This window comes from Streptomyces sp. NPDC002734, from assembly GCF_040295685.1.
GTDB lineage: Bacteria > Actinomycetota > Actinomycetes > Streptomycetales > Streptomycetaceae > Streptomyces.
On the sequence record NZ_JBEOVU010000045.1, the window covers coordinates 1 to 17,767 of the forward strand.

15 protein-coding genes are annotated in these 17,767 nt (G+C 73.3%); 5 read left to right on the top strand and 10 right to left on the bottom strand.

What is annotated here, in order from left to right; translation table 11 throughout:
- Window positions 1-234 precede the first annotated feature (234 nt).
- Window positions 235-1,287 carry an aminotransferase class V-fold PLP-dependent enzyme gene (locus tag ABT026_RS29185; protein ID WP_351118181.1) on the top strand — a complete coding sequence of 351 codons (1,053 nt, stop codon included), beginning with the start codon at window positions 235-237 and terminating at the stop codon, window positions 1,285-1,287.
- Window positions 1,288-1,416: 129 nt separating this feature from the next.
- On the opposite strand, the gene thpD is transcribed toward ABT026_RS29185, so the two are convergent.
- The 4 genes from thpD to ectA form a co-directional block, all read right to left on the bottom strand.
- Window positions 1,417-2,331: an ectoine hydroxylase gene (gene thpD, locus ABT026_RS29190; RefSeq protein WP_351118182.1), complete on the bottom strand. Its 915-nt coding sequence runs from the start codon at window positions 2,329-2,331 to the stop codon at window positions 1,417-1,419.
- Window positions 2,332-2,336: 5 nt separating this feature from the next.
- On the bottom strand, window positions 2,337-2,735 hold the full coding sequence (locus tag ABT026_RS29195) for an ectoine synthase (RefSeq protein WP_351118183.1): 399 nt from the start codon (window positions 2,733-2,735) through the stop codon (window positions 2,337-2,339).
- A 61-nt stretch (window positions 2,736-2,796) separates the two neighbouring features.
- Window positions 2,797-4,068 carry a diaminobutyrate--2-oxoglutarate transaminase gene (gene ectB, locus ABT026_RS29200; RefSeq protein WP_351118184.1) on the bottom strand — a complete coding sequence of 424 codons (1,272 nt, stop codon included), beginning with the start codon at window positions 4,066-4,068 and terminating at the stop codon, window positions 2,797-2,799.
- Window positions 4,069-4,202: 134 nt separating this feature from the next.
- Entirely contained in the window at window positions 4,203-4,769 is a 567-nt protein-coding gene (gene ectA, locus ABT026_RS29205) for a diaminobutyrate acetyltransferase (RefSeq protein ID WP_351118185.1), read from the bottom strand.
- 496 nt (window positions 4,770-5,265) lie between these two features.
- Here ectA and ABT026_RS29210 point away from each other — a divergent pair, with 496 nt between their 5' ends.
- On the top strand, window positions 5,266-6,504 hold the full coding sequence (locus ABT026_RS29210) for a TerD family protein (protein WP_351118186.1): 1,239 nt from the start codon (window positions 5,266-5,268) through the stop codon (window positions 6,502-6,504).
- 72 nt (window positions 6,505-6,576) lie between these two features.
- Here ABT026_RS29210 and ABT026_RS29215 read toward each other — a convergent pair whose 3' ends face one another.
- Window positions 6,577-7,995, bottom strand: a complete 1,419-nt coding sequence (locus ABT026_RS29215; RefSeq protein ID WP_351118187.1) for an alkaline phosphatase PhoX — start codon at window positions 7,993-7,995, stop codon at window positions 6,577-6,579.
- A gap of 461 nt (window positions 7,996-8,456) precedes the next feature.
- Window positions 8,457-9,935 carry a hypothetical protein gene (locus ABT026_RS29220; RefSeq protein WP_351118188.1) on the bottom strand — a complete coding sequence of 493 codons (1,479 nt, stop codon included), beginning with the start codon at window positions 9,933-9,935 and terminating at the stop codon, window positions 8,457-8,459.
- 210 nt (window positions 9,936-10,145) lie between these two features.
- Between ABT026_RS29220 and dapA the strand changes: the two genes are divergently transcribed.
- A complete protein-coding gene (dapA, locus tag ABT026_RS29225) occupies window positions 10,146-11,033 on the top strand; it encodes a 4-hydroxy-tetrahydrodipicolinate synthase (RefSeq protein ID WP_351118189.1) in 888 nt (295 codons plus the stop codon).
- 65 nt (window positions 11,034-11,098) lie between these two features.
- Here dapA and ABT026_RS29230 read toward each other — a convergent pair whose 3' ends face one another.
- Complete coding sequence (locus ABT026_RS29230; RefSeq protein WP_351118190.1) at window positions 11,099-12,352, bottom strand: WD40 repeat domain-containing protein; 1,254 nt, start codon at window positions 12,350-12,352, stop codon at window positions 11,099-11,101.
- Entirely contained in the window at window positions 12,349-12,903 is a 555-nt protein-coding gene (locus tag ABT026_RS29235) for a SigE family RNA polymerase sigma factor (RefSeq protein ID WP_351118191.1), read from the bottom strand. Before ABT026_RS29235 ends, ABT026_RS29230 begins: the two co-directional genes overlap by 4 nt.
- Before the next feature lie 281 nt (window positions 12,904-13,184).
- Between ABT026_RS29235 and ABT026_RS29240 the strand changes: the two genes are divergently transcribed.
- Complete coding sequence (locus ABT026_RS29240; protein ID WP_351118192.1) at window positions 13,185-13,565, top strand: hypothetical protein; 381 nt, start codon at window positions 13,185-13,187, stop codon at window positions 13,563-13,565.
- Between the two features lie 154 nt (window positions 13,566-13,719).
- Here the strand turns inward: ABT026_RS29240 and dapD are convergent, their stop codons facing one another.
- Entirely contained in the window at window positions 13,720-14,709 is a 990-nt protein-coding gene (gene dapD, locus ABT026_RS29245; protein ID WP_351118193.1) for a 2,3,4,5-tetrahydropyridine-2,6-dicarboxylate N-succinyltransferase, read from the bottom strand.
- 251 nt (window positions 14,710-14,960) lie between these two features.
- Between dapD and ABT026_RS29250 the strand changes: the two genes are divergently transcribed.
- Window positions 14,961-16,301 (top strand): hypothetical protein, encoded by a 1,341-nt coding sequence (locus tag ABT026_RS29250; RefSeq protein ID WP_351118194.1) that lies wholly within the window; start codon window positions 14,961-14,963, stop codon window positions 16,299-16,301.
- A gap of 61 nt (window positions 16,302-16,362) precedes the next feature.
- On the opposite strand, the gene ABT026_RS29255 is transcribed toward ABT026_RS29250, so the two are convergent.
- Entirely contained in the window at window positions 16,363-17,694 is a 1,332-nt protein-coding gene (locus tag ABT026_RS29255; protein WP_351118226.1) for an MFS transporter, read from the bottom strand.
- Window positions 17,695-17,767: the final 73 nt, after the last annotated feature.

Below are 17,767 nucleotides of genomic sequence, written 5' to 3' on the forward strand. Positions count from 1 at the left end.
GGAAAACCCGCAAGACCCTGCGCGCGGAAGCCGCCAAGGGGGACCAGAGAGCGACCGAGGGAGCCGTCCCCCTGGTGACGGCGCACGCCCGGGGCCCGTCGCGCATGCCGTGTCCGCCGCGGCGCCCCGGGCCCGCTCGGGCGCCCCGTGTTCGCTGCGGCGTGCCGGGCGCCTGCCGCGCGGCGCGGTGACGCACCGTGGACGGGGAGCGGCCGGGGATGCATGGTGAGTGTCATGCCGAACCTCGACCTTGCCCCTGTCGTCGCGTCCGAGTTCGCCCCGGCGCGCGTGTACCTGAACACCGCCGCCGTGGGCCTGGTCCCGTCCCGTTCCGCCCGCGCCGCCCGTGCCGCCCTGGACGGGGGCGCGGCGGGGCTGCCCCCCGACTTCTTCGGGCCCGTCGAGGAGGCCCGGGCCGCCTACGCGCGGATCATGGGCGTGACCGCCGACCGGGTGGCCGTCGGCACCTCGGTGGTGGGGTACTGCGCGCTGATCGCGGCCTCGCTGCCGGCCGGCGCCGAGGTGCTCACGGCGGAGGGCGACTTCAGCTCGCTGGTCAACCCGTTCCACGTGCGCGGCGACCTGAAGGTCCGGACGGTGCCCCTGGAGCGGATCCCCGAGGAGGTCGGTCCGGGGACCGCGATGGTGGCGGTGAGCGCCGTGCAGTCGGCCGACGGCCGGCTGGTCGACCTGCCCGCGCTGCGCGCCGCCGCCTCGGCCCACGGTGCGCGGATCTGCCTGGACGTGTCCCAGGCGGCGGGCTGGCTCCCGCTGGACGCCGGGGAGTACGACTTCACCGTCACCGTCACGCACAAGTGGCTGTGCGGCATGTTCGGCCTGTCGTTCCTGACCGTCCCGGAGGACTTCGGCGGGCTGCTGCCGCTGACCGCCGGCTGGGTGGCGGGCGAGGACCCGTGGGCGAGCTGCTACGGGCCGGTGGCCGAACTGGCGCGCACGGCACGGCGGTTCGACGAGCCGCAGAGCGTCGCCTGCGTGGCCGGGGCGCGGTCCCTGACCCTGGTGGAGGAGGTGGGGGTGGAGGCGATCCGGCGGCACGACCTGGCGCTGGCGGACCGCTTCCGCGAGGGTCTGCTGCGGCTGGGGCACGAGCCGCTGCCCTCGCCGGGCTCGCCGATCGTGTCGGTGCCGGGGCTGGGCGGACGGCGGGCCGCGCTGTCCGCGGCCGGGATCGAGGTCTCCGACCGCGCGGGCAGTCTGCGGGCCGCCTTCCACCTCCACAACGGCCCCGGGGACGTCGACCGCCTGCTCGACGCCCTGGAACGCTGAACGGCCCGGCGCGCCGAACGCCCCGGCCCGCCGGCCGACGCGAGCACGCCGAAGCGCCCGGCGCGGTGGAACGCCGCCGGGCGCGCCGGGCGGAGGGGATGCCCGGCGCGCCCGGGGGACGCGGCCGGCTCAGCGCACCGGCGTGAAGTCCCGGGCCCCGAGGAAGGCGGGGCGCCGCACCGGCGCGGCGAACGGCTCGACGGCGGCGTTCTCCACGCTGTTGAACACGACGAAGACGTTGCTGCGCGGGAAGGGCGTGATGTTGTCCCCGGACCCGTGCATGCAGTTGCAGTCGAACCAGGTCGCCGAACCGGCCTTGCCCGTGAAGAGCTTGATGCCGTGCTGTCCGGCGAGGGCGGTGAGCGCCTCGTCGGACGGCGTGCCCGCGTCCTGCATCTGCAGCGACTTCTTGTAGTTGTCCTCGGGCGTGGCCCCCGCGCAGCCGAGGAAGGTCTTGTGCGACCCCGGCATGATCATCAGGCCGCCGTTGGTGTCGAAGTTCTCGGTGAGCGCGATCGACACCGACACGGTCCGCATGTTCGGCAGACCGTCCTCGGCGTGCCAGGTCTCGAAGTCCGAGTGCCAGTAGAAGCCGGAGGCTCCGAAGCCGGGCTTGACGTTGATCCGGGACTGGTGGACGTAGACGTCCGAGCCCAGGATCTGCCGGGCCCGCCCGACGACGCGTTCGTCGGCGACCAGGCGGGCGAAGAGCTCGCTGATCCGGTGCACCTCGAAGACCGAGCGGATCTCCTGGGTGCGCGGCTCGACGATGGAGCGTTCGTCGGCGCGGATCTCCGGGTCGGCCACCAGACGGTCCAGCTCACGCCGGTAGACCTGGACCTCCTCCGGGGTGATCAGCTGGTCGACCGCCAGGAAGCCGTCGCGTTCGAAGGCGCCGAGGTCCTGCGGCTGGATCGGGCCGGGTGCGTCCGGGCTGCCCCAGACGACGGGGTCCTGGCGGGGGACCGTCACCTCCTGTGCCCCGCGGGTGGGATACAGGTCGGTGACGCCGTTGGCGGCGGTTGCGGTCGTCGTGGTGGACACGGTGCTCAGACCTCCTCGGTGATCAGAGGGTAGACGCCGTTCTCGTCGTGGTCCTCCCGTCCGGTCACGGGCGGGTTGAAGACGCAGATGCAGCGGAAGTCCGTCCTCGGCCGCATGGTGTGCTTCTCGTGGCCGTTCAGGAGGTACATGGTCCCGGGCGTGATCAGGTACTTCTCACCGGTGGTCTCGTCGGTGAGTTCGGCCTCGCCCTCGGTGCAGACGACGGCCTCGATGTGGTTGGCGTACCACATGGTCGTCTCGGTGCCCGCGTAGAGGACCGTCTCGTGCACGGAGAAGCCGACGCCCTCCTTGGCCAGGACGATGCGCTTGCTCTCCCAGGTACCGGTGGCGGCCTTCACGTGCCGGTCGGTGCCCTCGATCTCCTTGAAGGATCGGACTATCACGGTGTTGTGCTCACCTCTCTGGTGATCGTTGCGGCGGTCGTGCGGGGGCTGGGACGGCGCGTCACGCCGTCTCCCGCACGGCCCGGTCGAGGACGCGCAGGCCCTCGTCCAGCTCGTCGGGCGTGATCGTCAGCGCGGGGAGCAGCTTGACGACCTCGCTCTCCGGGCCGGAGGTCTCGATGAGCAGGCCGTGGTCGAAGGCGCGGCGCGCCACCCGGCCGGCCCGCTCCTTGTCGCGGAACTCCAGGCCCCACACCAGGCCGCGGCCGCGGTACTCCTTGACGTCGGGGCGGTTCTCGGCGGTGATCTGGGCCAGTGCCTGGTCGACCTGAAGGCCGCGGGCCAGGGTCTGCTTCTCCAGGGCGGAGCCGTCCGACCAGTACGCCTCCAGGGCGGCGGTGGCGGTGACGAAGGCCGGGTTGTTGCCGCGGAAGGTGCCGTTGTGCTCGCCCGGCTCCCACACGTCCAGCTCGCCCTTGAACAGGCAGAGCGACATCGGCAGACCGTAGCCGCTGATGGACTTGGAGACGGTGACGATGTCCGGGGTGATGCCGGCCTCCTCGAAGGAGAAGAAGGCGCCGGTGCGGCCGCAGCCCATCTGGATGTCGTCGACGATCAGCAGCATGTCCTGCCGCTCGCACAGCTCGGCGAGGGCGCGCAGCCACTCCGGGCGGGCGACGTTGATGCCGCCCTCGCCCTGGACGGTCTCCACGATCACGGCGGCGGGCTTGTTGAGGCCGGAGCCCTGGTCCTCCAGGAGGCGCTCGAACCACAGGAAGTCGGGGACCGTGCCCTCGAAGTAGTTGTCGAACGGCATGGGGGTGCCGTGCACCAGCGGGATGCCCGCGCCGGCCCGCTTGAAGGCGTTGCCGGTGACGGCGAGCGAGCCCAGCGACATGCCGTGGAAGGCGTTGGTGAAGGAGACGACCGACTCGCGGCCCTTCACCTTGCGGGCCAGCTTGAGCGCCGACTCGACGGCGTTGGTGCCGGTCGGGCCCGGGAACATCACCTTGTAGGGCAGGTGGCGGGGCTGGAGCACGAGGCGGTGGAAGGTCTCCAGGAAGGACCGTTTGGCCGTCGTCGACATGTCCAGGCCGTGGGTGACGCCGTCCCGCTCCAGGTGGTCCAGCAGGGCGCGCTTGAGCACCGGGTTGTTGTGGCCGTAGTTCAGCGAGCCGGCGCCGGCGAAGAAGTCGAGGTACGCGCGGCCCTCCTCGTCGTACATGTGGCTGCCCCGGGCGCGGTCGAACACGGTGGGCCAGGCGCGGCAGTAGCTGCGCACCTCGGACTCCAGGGTCTCGAAGACGGTCAGGTCGGGCTGGGTGACGGTCACGGCGTGGAGCTCCTCGTGGGAAGTCGGAGACGTCGGGGAAGTCGGGGAGGCCGGGAGGGCCGCACGGGCGGGCGGGCCGGAGTTCTCGGGCGCGGGGGCCGCCTCCGGCGGTGGGGGCGGCTCGCGGCGGTGGCTCACAGCGGTGCGATGCGGTGCAGGACCTCGGGGGCGTGGGCCTCTCCCTCGGCCGGGAACTGCTCGCCGGCGAACAGGACCTCGTGGGTCACCTGGGCGCCGTGGCGGGCGGCGAAGGAGGCGAAGAGGCGCTCGGAGGCCCGGTTGCCCGGGGTGATGGTGGTCTCCACCGTGTCCACGCCGAGCTCGCTCTCGCGGTCGATCCGGGCCACCAGCTCGTCGAGCATCCGGCCGGCCAGTCCGTGGCCGCGGTACCGCTCGTCCACGGCCACCTGCCACACCAGGAGGACCCGGGGGTCCTCGGGGCGCAGGAAACCGGTCACGAAGCCGGCCGCCCGGCCGTCCTCGGAGCGGGCCACCGCGGAGGTGGCGGCGAAGTCACGGCACCACAGCAGGTAGCTGTAGGAGGAGTTGAGGTCGAGCGTCCGGGAGTCCCGGGCGATGCGCCACAGGGCGGCGCCGTCGGCCACGTTCGGGCGTTCGACGCGGAATCCGTCACGGAATCCGCCGGGGAATTCAGAAGTCGTCGTCGTCTGCGTCGTCGGGGCTGCTTGAAGGGCAGTCATGCGAAATGAACTTACCCAGCGGAAATGAGAAATGCATTCCCGCGCGGGGTTACGCGACCGCGTCCGCTGTGGTATCACGCGGGCGCGCAGCGGACGGCGTCACGAAGGGCGTTATGCGAGGTTTCGGGCGGTACGAACGCGACAAAAGGGTCGCCTTGTGAACCTGATTACATTGGCGTAACACCGGCTCGGCCCTCCCGGATCGCCCTCATGATCTTCGCAGAACCTTGACGTTTGACCTTCCGCGCATTGGGCATACTCGAATAGGAAACGTGCGGTGAATAAGCGCCCGAATTACCGCTCCAATTCACCGGCGGCACCGACGGATCGAGCCCTTTTCGCCGACAGGGAATGCAGGCGCGGGTATCGCGCAACGGCTCCCGGGGCCCGGGCGGTCCTGTCCCTCGCCCCGTCCCTCGCGCCCCGTCCGGACCACCCGTTCGGCCGGTAAGGGAACGGTAAAAGGCTCCCGGTCGTTCTTCCTCACATGACCGCTATGACCCCTGGCTCGAACATCCCCCTCAATCCCGCCCGTGTGACGGTCGAGGTCACCGCACCGGTGCGGCTGGACGTCTCGGGCCTGATGCTCACCGCCGACGGCAAGGTGCGCTCGGACGACGACTTCATCTTCTACAACCAGCCGTCAGGACCGGGCGTGACGTACCGTTCGGGCGGCGGGACGTCTCCCGACTCCGTCACCGTGGACACCGCCGCCGTCCCGCCGGCCATCGAGAAGATCGTGGTGACGGCCAGCCCGGACGCGGCCGGCCAGACCTTCCAGGGCGTCGAGCCCACCGCCACGCTGCGCGACGCGGACGGCGGCTCCGTCCTCGCCACCTTCACCCCGCCGGGTCTCGGCTCCGAGACGGCCCTCGTGGTGATCGAGATCTACCGTCGCAACGGCGTCTGGAAGGCCCGTGCCGTCGGGCAGGGCTACGCCGACGGGCTGGCCGGCATCGCCACCGACTTCGGCGTCTCCGTGGAGGAGCCCGCCTCGCCCGCCCCCGCCCAGGCCGCTCCCGCGCCTGCGGCTCCCCCGGCTCCTCCGGCGGCGCCGCCCGCTCCCTCGCAGCCCACCGTCGCCGATCCGCGGACCTTCGCCTCCACTCCCGCTCCCCCGGCGCCGCCCGCCGCACCCGCCGCACCCGCGCCGGGCTCCGGCAAGGTCAACCTCGACAAGGGCCGCGTCTCCCTGCAGAAGAACCAGACGGTGTCCCTGGTCAAGGGCGGGCAGCCGGTCCTCTCGCAGGTCCGCATGGGCCTGGGCTGGGAGCCCGCCTACCGCGGCAAGGACATCGACCTGGACGCCTCGGTGATTGCCTACGGCCCGCAGCGCAACGTGGTCGACGCCTGCTACTTCGGCAAGCTGTCCATCCTCAACGGCGCGATCAAGCACTCCGGTGACAACCTCACCGGCGAGGGCGGCGGCGACGACGAGGTCATCGCCGTCGACCTGGGGCGGATCCCCCAGGAGGTCACCGGCCTCGTCTTCACGGTGAACTCCTTCACCGGCCAGAAGTTCACCGAGGTCGCCAAGGCCTACTGCCGCCTGCTGGACGCCTCGGGCAACGAACTGGTCCGTTTCGACCTCACGTCGGCGGAGGCCAAGACGGGCGTGATGATGGCCAAGTTCATCCGCCAGTACTCCGGCGAGTGGGAGATGACGGCCATCGGCGAGTTCGTGAAGGCCCGCACGGTCCGCGACATGCTCCAGCCGTCCGCCCGCGCGCTCTGAGAGCGCCGCGGTCCGACCGGACCGGCGGCGGGCGCCCTCGGGTACCCGCCGCCGGAGGTCACGGGACGGCGGTCAGCCCTTGCGGTGCTGGCGCTTCCAGGGGCCCGTGATGGCGAGCATGATGCCGGGCGTCTGGATGTTGGCGTACAGGGTGCGGCCGTCGGGCGAGAAGGTCACGCCGGTGAACTCGCTGTCGTTGAGCTCGTTGCGGGCGATGGGGTAGGTGCGGCCGCTGTCGGTGGCGCCGAACAGGTGGCTGAGGCCCTCGCCGTCCTCGGCGATGACCAGGCCGCCGTAGGGCGAGACGGTGATGTTGTCGGGGCCGTCGAAGCCGCCCTCGGCCTCCGGGTCGGGGTTGACGCCGATGAGCACCTTGAGGGTGAGGGTGCGGCGCTTGGGGTCGTAGAACCAGACGGCGCCGTCGTGGGCGGCGCCGGGGCTCTCCGCGCGGGCGAAGGAGGAGACCAGGTAGGTCCCGCCGTCGCCCCACCACATGCCCTCCAGCTTGCGGGCCCGGGTGACCTCGCCGGCGGCGAACTGCTTGCGCACCGACACGGTGCGGGCGTCGCGGTCGGGGACGTCCACCCAGTCGACGCCGTAGACGGTACCGATGCGGGTGGCCCGGGAGAGGTCGTCGACGAAGCGGCCGGCCGAGTCGAAGCAGCGCGGCGCCTGCAGGGTGCCCGCGTCGTCGGCGAGGGAGGCGAGCTTGCCGCGGCCGTGGCGGAAACCCTCCGGCGGGGTCCAGCGGAAGAGGAGGCCGTTGGGGTTGGAGGCGTCCTCGGTCAGGTAGAGGTGCCCGCGCTTGGGGTCGACGACGACGGCCTCGTGGGCGTAACGGCCCAGCGCCTTGATCGGCTCGGGGTTCCGGTTGGCGCGCTCGTCGAGCGGATCGACCTCGAACACGTAGCCGTGGTCCTTGGTCATGCCGTTCTGGCCGGCCTTGTCCTCGGTCTCCTCGCAGGTCAGCCAGGTGTCCCACGGGGTGCTGCCGCCCGCGCAGTTGGTGGCGGTGCCGGCGATGCCCACCCATTCGGTGACGTGCCCGTCGCGGCGGACCTCCACCACGGTGCAGCCGCCGGACGCCGCCGGGTCGTACACCAGGCCCTCGGTGAGCGGCACCGGGTTGGCCCAGTTGGAGCGGGGCCCGCCCAGCTCGTGGTTGTTGACCAGCAGGACGGTGCCGCGGCCGCCGTCGAAGGCCGCCGTCCCGTCGTGGTTCGACGGGGTGGCCTCGCCGGACTCCAGGCGGGTCTCGCCGGCCCGGGTGAGCACCCGGTAGGAGAACCCGGCGGGCAGCGCCAGCAGGCCCTCGGGGTCGGGCAGCAGCGGGCCGTAGCCGGGGCCGGCGTGCTCGCCGTCGGCGGTGGTGACGTCCTCCGCCGCCAGGGCGTTGGGGGCGCTGGCCAGCACGCCGACGCTGCCGGCGAGGGCGATCCCGGCGCCGGTCAGGGCGGACTGTCTGGTGAAGTCCCTGCGCGTCAGTGACATGGGTTCTCCTGGACGGTGAGGAGTGACGACGGTGGTGGCGTCGTGGCCGACAGCCACGTTCCGGCCACACGGTCGCGCCCATGTCTGAACGCCCGTTGAACACCGGGGGTGCGGGCGGGCTTCCGGCACGTGAAGCGCGGAAGCCCGCCCGACGGTGCGCGGCGCGGGGGCCCCACCCGACGGTGCGGGGGGACCCGCCCCACGGTTCGCGGCACGGGGGCCCCACCCGACGGTGCGCGGCGCGGAGACCCGTCCGAGGGTGCGCGGCACGGAGACCCGCCCGACGGTTCGCGGCACAGGAGCCCGTCCCGACGGGTGCGCGGCACGGGAGCCCGCCCGACAGTTCGCGGCACGGAAGCCCCGCCCCACGGTGCGCGGCGCGGCGCGGAAGTCGCCCTGCGGGCGCCGGGGAAGGTCCGCCGCGTGGCGCGGTCGCGGGGCGGTGGCGCCGCCCGGGTGGTTCAGCCGGACTGCTGGGAGCGGGCCTTGTAGGCGGCCTTGCGGGCCTCCTTGGCGATCCTCTTGTCCGGGTGGAGCCGCCCCATCGCCTCCAGCACCTCGGCGGTGGCCGGGTGGTCGACCCGCCAGGCGGTGTCGAAGAAACCGCTGTGCTGCGCGGCCAGGCCCTCGACCAGCGCCACCAGCTCCGCCGAGTTGCCCTCGGCGGCCAGCTGCGCGGCGACGGTGTCGACGGTGAGCCAGAAGACCAGCTCCTGCGAGGGCGCGGGGATGTCCGCCGCGCCGTGCTCGGCCAGCCAGACCCGGGCGAGGCCGCCGAGTTCGGGGTCGTCCAGTACCTCGCGCAGCGCGGGCTCGGCCTCGGAGCCGACCAGGGACAGCGCCTGCTGGCAGTGCAGCCGGCGCAGCGGGGCGCCCGCGTCGCCGCCCCGGGCGGCGGCCAGCAACTCCCGTGCCGCGGCGAGCGGTTCACGGCGGGCCAGCCACTGCTCGGTCTCCGCGCGGGCGGCCAGCGGGCCGTAGTGGGCGGTGCCGTCGAGCAGCGCCTCGGCGCCCTTGTCCGCGAGGTCGCCGAGGGCGGGGGCGTCGTATCCGGCGTCCAGCAGCCGGGCGCGCAGCCCGTAGAGGCCGAGCGGGGTCAGCCGGACGACGCCGTAGCGCTCCAGGTCCTCCGGCTCGTCCTCGGGGGCCTGCGGCGCCGCCTGGCCCTCCTCGATCAGCAGTGACTCGTCGACCGGCCGGAAGTCGGCCAGGCCGGTCGGGCCGAGGATCCGGAACTGGTCGTCCAGCCGCATCATCGCGGTGGAGACCTCCTCCATCATCGCGTCGGTCGGCTCGGCGACGTCCGAGGGGACGACCACCGAGGCGGCCAGCGCGGGCAGCGGCACGGGAGTGCCCTCGGGGGCCCGCTCGTCGGCGGTGAGGAGGTAGAGGTTCGCGAGGACGCCCTCGAGGAACTCGGCCTCGGCCTGCGGGTCCCAGTCCAGCGTGGAGAAGTCGATCTCACCGCCCTCGTCCATCGCGTCCATCAGGTCGTCGAGGTCGGGGACGGAGGCGTCGGCGATCGCCGCGTCCAGGGCGTCCAGCCAGATGTGCAGCACCTCGGCGGGGGCGCCGGAGGTGAGCAGCGTCAGGTTGTCGCCGGCGCGGACGGTGCCCTCGTCCTCGTCCACGACCTCCACCAGGCCGGTGTCGACGGCGGCGCGCCACGCCTCGCTCGCCTCCGCCTCGGCCTCCTCGGCAGCCTCGGCGTCCGTGACCGCCCCGGCGTCCGCGCCGCTCCGGCCGGTCAGCCCCAGCACCTCGGCCGCCGCCGCGAGCTGCTCCTCGACCAGGCCGCCGCCGGAGTCGACCCGGGTGTCCGGCCCCGCCCAGCGGGCCAGGCGGGCCGCCCGGGAGAGCAGCGGGGTGGCGAGCGCGTCCCGCGCCAGCTCCGCCTCGGAGGGCAGCCGTACCGGCGGCAGGGGGGTGCTGTCTGACATCTGGGCGGTTCTCCTCGGGGCGGCGTGGTCGGCTCTTCGGGCAGGGCGACCAGCCTAGACGGGTGACGGAGGCCCCGGGACGGCGTGTCCCTCTTGCGGGGGATGCACCAGAAGATCGTTGACATGAAGGCCCATGCTTCAGTTCTGCTTCCCGATACAGGCCAGAACTTTTAAGTGGACCTTCACCGAGGTGCGGCCGACACTCCAGGCATGACGACGCTTCCTTTCGGACGTGCCCTGTGCGCGATGGTCACCCCCTTCTCCCCGGACGGCGCCCTCGACTTGGACGGCGCGGCCGTCCTCGCGGAGCGCCTGGTGTCGGGCGGCTGCGACGGACTGGTGCTGAACGGCACCACGGGCGAATCGCCGACCACCTCGGACGCGGAGAAGGCCGCGCTGATCGGCGCGGTGCGGGCGGCGGTGGGCGAGGGGCCCTCGGTGCTGGCCGGTGTGGGCACCGCCGACACGGCGCACTCCTCGGAGCTGGCCCGGCAGGCGGAGAGGGCGGGCGCGGACGGGCTCCTGGTGGTCTCGCCCTACTACAGCCGGCCGCCGCAGGACGCGCTGGAGGAGCACTTCCGCGCGGTGGCGGACGCCACGGGGCTGCCCGTGATGCTCTACGACATCCCCGGCCGGTCCGGCGTGCGCATCGAGACGGCGACGATGCTGCGGCTCGCGGAGCACCCGCGGGTCGCGGCGGTCAAGGACTGCGCCTACGACCTGCTCGGCACGCAGAAGCTGCTGGCCGAGTCGGACCTCGCGGTGTACACGGGGTGCGACGAGTACGTGCTCGCCGCCTACGCGATCGGGTGCGCGGGGTACGTGGGCACGGTGACGAACGTCGCGCCCGGGCACTTCCGGGCGATCCTCGACGCCTTCGACGCCCGGGACACGGAGCGGGCGGCCCGGCTTCAGCGCGAGGCGGTCCCGCTGATCGAGGCCATGATGTCGGCGGGCCTGCCCGGCACCGTCACCGCCAAGGCCCTGCTGTCCGACCTCGGCCTCCCGGCCGGCCCGGTCCGCGCCCCGCTGCGGTCCGCCTCCACCGAGGTGACGGCGGACCTGCGCGAGCGGTACGAGGCGCTGGCCGGGGCCTGACGGCCGGCAGCGGACGCCATGAGGGTGAGGTCCCCGTCCCCCGGGCGGTGACCTCACCGTCGGAGTCAGCGACGGACGAACAGCGGCTGCCACCGCCCCTTGTCGCCCTTGCTGCCTCGCGGCCCGCTCAGGGGCACCGTCCTGTCGCTGCCGATCGTCACCAGCACCAGCCGGTTGGCGTGTTCGGAGCTACTGCCCTTCCCGATGTCCCAGGCGATCAGCGAGTCGTTGCCCGCCCACGCCAGCAGTTGCTGGCCCGGCACCTCGGTCTTCCTGCCGGTGCGGGTGTCGAGGATCCACGAGGACGTACCCAGCCTCTTCCCTGCGAAGGGCCCTGCCATCAACCGGCCGTCGGGTGAGACCCCCGCCTCCACCGACGGTTCCCAGTCCACCTCGCCGGGCGGCGGGTCGATGGACCGCCCCCGCAGGTCGTGGAACACCCTCCCCGGCCGACTGGTCAGCCCGCTGCGCACGGCCCGTCCGTCCTGGGTGTACTCGAAGTCCTGCCGCGTGTTGATCAGGGACCACTCGAATCCGTGCTCCTTCTCCACCGGCGCCTCCACTGCGGCCCAGTGGCGTTCTCCGGTGGCCAGGTCGAGGTGCCAGAACCCGGTCCGGGTCGACTCCACGAACTGCCGCACGGTCCCCGAGGCGTCCTCCAGCAAGCGGTCCGGATTGTCGTGGTAGGTGGTGGCCAGCAAGGACGCGCCGTCTTGCGAGAAGGCCAATCCGCCGATGCCTTGACGGTCGTCGCCCCCGATGTCGATCCACCGCTCGACCTCACGGGTACGCAGGTCGAGGATGCCGATCCGTCGGGACGGCAGCCCTCGTTCGAGGACGGCGGCCTGCAGACCGCTGGGAGCGATCGCAAGGGTCGACCAGCGCTCGTCCTTCTCGTAGGTCCGGGAATCAGGGTCCAGCAGCCAGAAGGTCCTGCGGATCTCCCCCTCGCTGAACTCTTCGCTGCTCTTCTCCCCCTTCTCCTCGAACAGGACCCGCTCCGGCACGACGTACCCGGCCATCATGACGTCTCCCGCCGCGATCAGATCCCGCGGTGGCGACTGGTCCGGGTGGGCCACGATCTCCTTCGCGGCTCCTTGCTCCTTCCCGGCGGGCGTGTGGCCCGCGCCTCCCGGGAGCGGCCCCCAGAACGCCAGCCCCACCACCGCTGCCGTCACCGCGGCTACTCCGACGATCCGCCGTTGCGCCCGGCGCCGGTGCGCCGTGAGCACGCGATCCGCCAGCAGCGTCGACGCGGGCGACTGCGCGTCCGCCTGCTCCGTGAGCACGTCGCGCACCAGTTCGTCGACCTCGTTCACGAGCGCACCTCCGATGACTCCAGCGATGAGAAGGAACGCGTGGTTCCAGGGCGCCCGCCGGCCGCCTCCGGCATCAGCGCGCGCAGTTTCGCGAGGGAACGGTGGGTGGTGGACCGCACGGTGCCGACGGAGCAGCCCAGCAGCTGGGCGACCTCGCCCTCCGGCAGGTCCTCGTAGTAGCGCAGCACCAGCACGGTCCGCTGCCGGTGGGTGAGCGCCGCGAGCGCCTCACGCATCAGCAGCCGGGTCGCGATCTGGTCCTCGGTTCGGCCGCCCCCGGGGCCGAAGTCGGGCGGCTCGGCGACGGAGATCTCCCGCCGCGGCCACTTCAACCGCCACCGGCCGACCTGCTGCCGGTACAGGATCCGGCGCACGTACGCCTCCGGGTCGTCGATCCGCCGCCACTTGCCCACAGCCTTGACCAGCGCGGTCTGCAGCAGGTCCTCCGCCGCGTGCCGGTCCCCGCCGCAGAGCAGCACGGCCGTGGTCAGCAGCGCCGACGACCTGTGGTCGACGAACTCCCGGAAGCCGCGCACGTCTTCGGCATCCACTGTCACCTTCCTCCCGGCGGCGCCCGGCGCCCCGCCCCCTCGCCCTACCTGACGCGTGCACCCCTCCGCCGCTATGCCTCGCCGGGTGATTTTCCTTCCTGCCGGTCGGGCACCTCTCGACGGCCGACGAGGAACAGCGGCCGCCGAGGAACGGAACGAGGCAAGGAGGTGCCGCCGTGGTCGCCGTTAGGATCGCCTCATGACGTCACATCGGGCGGATGCCGCGTAGGTCCCCGCGCGAGCTCAGGGCCACCGTCCTCCGTGGGCGGAACGGCGGCGGGGTGAGCACGCTGCTCGTCGGGGCGTGCCCCGGCCGGCCGGTGTGTTCCGCCCTGCACACGTACCTCTTCGTCGACGGCCTCGACGTGATCACGCGCAGCGACAGCAGGATGGCCGGCCTTCGTCCGGGGTGGCTGCTCCGCCCCGGCGGACCGCTCTGTCCGACGGATGCGCCGCGCACGGTGGACGTGGCGGCCCAGGAGGATGCCGGGCAGGACCGGCTGGCCGTGCGGGTCCGGCTGCGGGGGGAGACGGTCGTCTGGACCGGCCTCGCGTACCCGGGCCTCGACGGCAGCCCCGTCGAGGAGGTGCGCTTCCGCCTGGACCAGTACCTGGGCGAGGTCGCGCGGGCGTATGCGGCGCTGTCGGACCAGCCTCGGTGAGGCGACCCGCGAGGGACGGCGAGCCCGCTCGTTCCTGCCGGCGGCCCCAGCACGAGCGCCCTCCCGGGCCGTCCTGGGCCGTGGAAGGGCGCTCGATGGTGACCACCGCCGACAGCTGTCGGCGGCCCGGCCGCGCGTCGCGGCCGCCGGGTGGTCAGTTGTGGCTGTGGAGGATCTCGTTGAGGCCGCCCCAGACCGCGTTGTTCGGGCGGGCCTCGACCGTGCCGGTGACCGAGTTGCGGCGGAAGAGGATGTTGGACGCGCCGCTCAGCTCGCGCGCCTTGACGACCTGTCCGTCGGGCATGGTGACCCGGGTGCCCGAGGTGATGTAGAGGCCGGCCTCGACGACGCACTCGTCGCCCAGCGCGATGCCCACGCCCGCCTCGGCGCCGACCAGGCAGCGCTCGCCGATGGAGATGACGACGTTGCCGCCGCCGGAGAGGGTGCCCATGGTGGAGGCGCCGCCACCGATGTCCGAGCCGTCGCCGACGATGACGCCGGCCGAGATGCGGCCCTCGACCATCGAGGTGCCCAGGGTGCCCGCGTTGAAGTTGACGAAGCCCTCGTGCATCACGGTGGTGCCCTCGGCCAGGTGCGCGCCGAGGCGGACCCGGTCGGCGTCGGCGATGCGCACGCCCTTGGGCACGACGTAGTCCGTCATGCGGGGGAACTTGTCGACGGAGGTGACCTGGAGGTGCAGGCCCTCGGCACGGGCGTTGAGGCGCACCTTCTCGATGTCCTCGACGGCGACCGGGCCGAGCGACGTCCAGGCGACGTTGGCCAGGTGGCCGAAGATGCCGTCCAGGGACTGGCCGTGCGGCTTGACCAGGCGGTGCGAGAGCAGGTGGAGACGCAGGTAGGCGTCGTGCGCGTCGACCGGCTTGTCCTCCAGGGAGCCGATGACCGTGCGGACCGCGACCACCTCGACGCCGCGGCGGGCGTCCGGGCCGACGGCCTTCGCGGCGCCCTCGCCCAGGAGTTCGACGGCACGCTCGGCGGAGAGCCGCTCCGTCCCGGTCGGGCCGGGGGCGTCGGCGAGCGCGGGGGCGGGGAACCAGGTGTCGAGAACGGTTCCGTCGGCGGCGATGGTCGCGAGACCCGCCGCGACGGCGCCGGTGGCGCGGGAGGCAGTCGTGTCGGTCATGGGGGAAACGCTATCCGGACCGGGCTCGTGGAGGCGAACCGGTGTCCACGAAACGGGCGTCCTCGTCGGTGGGCACGGGGCGGGTCTGGCAACGGCCCGCGGCGTTCGCTGCCGGACCCCGGCGCCGGACCCCGGCATGCCGGTCCGGAGCCCGGCGAACTAACGTTCGCCATGCTCACGTAGAAGCGCGCCACGTAGGACCGCGCCACGGTCGACATCTCCGTGGCGCCCCAGGGGGGAGCACCACCGCAATGTCGTACAACCAGCCGCCGCCTCCGTACGGCCCTCCGCCGCAGCAGCCCCCGTACGGCGGCGGGTACGGCGTGCCGCCGCAGTCGCCCTACCCGTACTACGCGCAGCAGGTCTGGGCGCCGCAGCCCGGCGTCGTCCCGCTGCGTCCGCTGGGCGTGGGCGACATCATCAAGGGGACGTTCTCGGCGTTCGGCCGGTCCTGGCTCCAGCTGCTGGTCTTCGCGCTGCTGACGATGCTGGGCGTCGGGCTGCTGCTCACCGTCCCGCTGGTCCTGCTCGGCGCCGGCGACACGGAGACCGAAGCTCCCGCCCTGGTGGCGCTGTTCGTCATCGGCGGCCTGGCCTCGCTGCTGGTCCTGCCGGGACTGGTGTACGTGGCGCCCATGATCGCGCTCCGGGAGACCGTGGTCGGCCGCAAGGTCACCGTGTCGGTGCTGCGGGAGCGCATCGGCGTCCGGACGCTGCGCGTGCTGGGCACGATGCTGGCGACGGCGTGCGTCATCCTGCCGTTCTTCCTGGGGGCCGTGGTGGGCGGCGTCTGCCTGGGCGTCGGCGTCGAGCAGCAGAGCCCCGGGGGCACGGCGCTCGCGGTCGTCGGCTTCCTGGTGGTGTGCGCGGCGTTCGTGGGCATGATCTGGATGGGCTACCGCCTGATCTTCGCCCCGGCGATCACCGTCCTGGAGGACCTGGGCCCGGTGGCCTCGCTGCGCCGTTCGGCGGCGCTGGTGAAGGGCGACTGGTGGCGCGTCTTCGGCATCACCTATCTGATGGGCATGATCGTCGGCGCCCTGGCGTACGTGGCGATCCTCGCCTGCATGCTGGTGATGATGGTCGTCACGCTGCCTCTCGCCGCCTCCGCGGGCTTCTCCGAGGGGGCCGACCCGACGTGGGGGATCGCCGCGGTGGTGGTCATGGTGCTGGTCGGCGCGGTGATGGCCGCCGTGTACTTCCTGACCTTCGCGCTGAGCTCGTACAGCACCGGGCTGCTCTACGTCGACCAGCGCCTGCGCCGCGAGAACTTCGCGGAGACGCTGCTCGCCTCGTCCGCCACGCCGACCGGCCCGCCCGGTGCGGCTTCCCCGACGGCCCCGGCCGGCGCGTACACGGGCCCCACGGCTCCGTACGCCGGCCCGACGCCTCCGTATTCCGGCCCGGCTGCTTCGTACACCAACCCCACGGGTCCGTACATGCCGCCCATGGCACCCCCCGTCCCGCCCGCCGCTCCGCCGTCCGCCCCGCCCGCCGCTCCCCCGGCTCCGCCGTCCGCCCCGCCCGCGGGTCCCTCCTCGCCGCCCGAGGGCCCGGCCGCTCCTCCCGCTCCTCCTGCCCCGCCCGCCTGAGCGGACGACGCATGACCGGTCCGGTGGGCGGCCCCCCGCGCCGCCCACCGGACCGGCGGTCTCACCCCGGGGTGACGGAGTCCCCCGCGGAAGCGGAGACCCCGGCGGAACCCCTCGCCGAAGCCGAAGCGGAAGCCCCCACCGAAGCGGAAGTGGAGGCGGAAGCGGAGGCGGCCCCGGCCGCACTCTCCGTCTCCGCCCCGCCCCCACCCCGCCCGGCCAGCCGGTGCGCGCAGGCGACGGCCACCGCGGCGACCAGCGCCACGCCCGCGCAGGCAGGCCACAGCGCCCCGGGCGCCGCCTCGTACAGGGCGCCGCCCAGCGGCGCGGCCAGCACCGTCCCGCTGATCGACACCCCCGCGTACAGGCTCTGGAACCGCCCCACGGCCCGCTCGGGGGCCTCGTCGGCGACGTACGCCGTGGCCGTGGTCTTGTAGAGGATCTCCCCCGCCGTCAGCACCACCGTCATCGTCGCCGCGGCGGCCACTCCACCGCCCGTGGCCAGCGCCGCGTACCCCGCGCCGACCAGCGCGAGCCCGCCGGCGACCACGAGCAGCGCGGGCCGGTCCCGCAGGGCCAGGGTCACCGGCAGTTCGAGGCAGAGGATCATCGCGCCGTTGACGGCGATCAGCCAGCCGTAGACCCGGGTGTCCAGCCCCTGTCCCGCCAGGTGCAGCGGGAAGGTCGTGTACAGCTGCCGGTAGGTGACGTCCACCAGCAGGATCCCGCCGAGCAGGAGCAGCAGCGCGGGCCGCGCCCTCAGCTCGGGCCACAGCCGCCCGCCCGCCGCCCGGCCACCGGGACCGCCCGTGCTGCGGGCGGCGCCCCGGGCGGGCACCACCCGGGCGGTCCACGCGGCGAAGAACAGGGTCCCGAGCCCGTCCGCGAGGAACAGCCAGTCGTACGACACCTGGGTGGCGACCAGCGCCCCCAGCGGCGGCCCCACCGCGAACCCCCCGTTGCTCGCGCTGCGGATCACCGCGAACGCCTGCCGCCGCGCCCCCTCGGGCACGGTCACCGCGACCAGCGCCGAGTTGGCCACCCGCACCGCACCCAGCGCGTACTGGGCGAGCGGCAGCACCGCGGCGAGCAGCGGCGTCGGCAGCGCCGGGACGACGGCCAGCAGCAGCCCTCCGCAGGCGGCCGCCGCCAGGAGGGTGCGGCGGTGCCCCCAGCGGTCGCCGAACCAGCCTCCGGTGAAGTTGCCGGCCATCAGACCGACACCTGCCGCGCCCATCACCAGCCCGGCGCCGCCGACGCCCACCCCGCGCGGCCCGGTCAGGTACAGGAAGACGAAGACGAACGTGAAGCTCACGCAGGCGTTGACGAACACGCCGACCGCGAGCAGCCACACAGCGCCCGACAGTTCCCGCAGCCCTCGCACCGCGCCCATCCCCGTGTCCCCCACCCGCCGGAGTAAGTTCCTTTTGGGAACGGACTATGTCAGCATGGCAACCTCGGGTCAA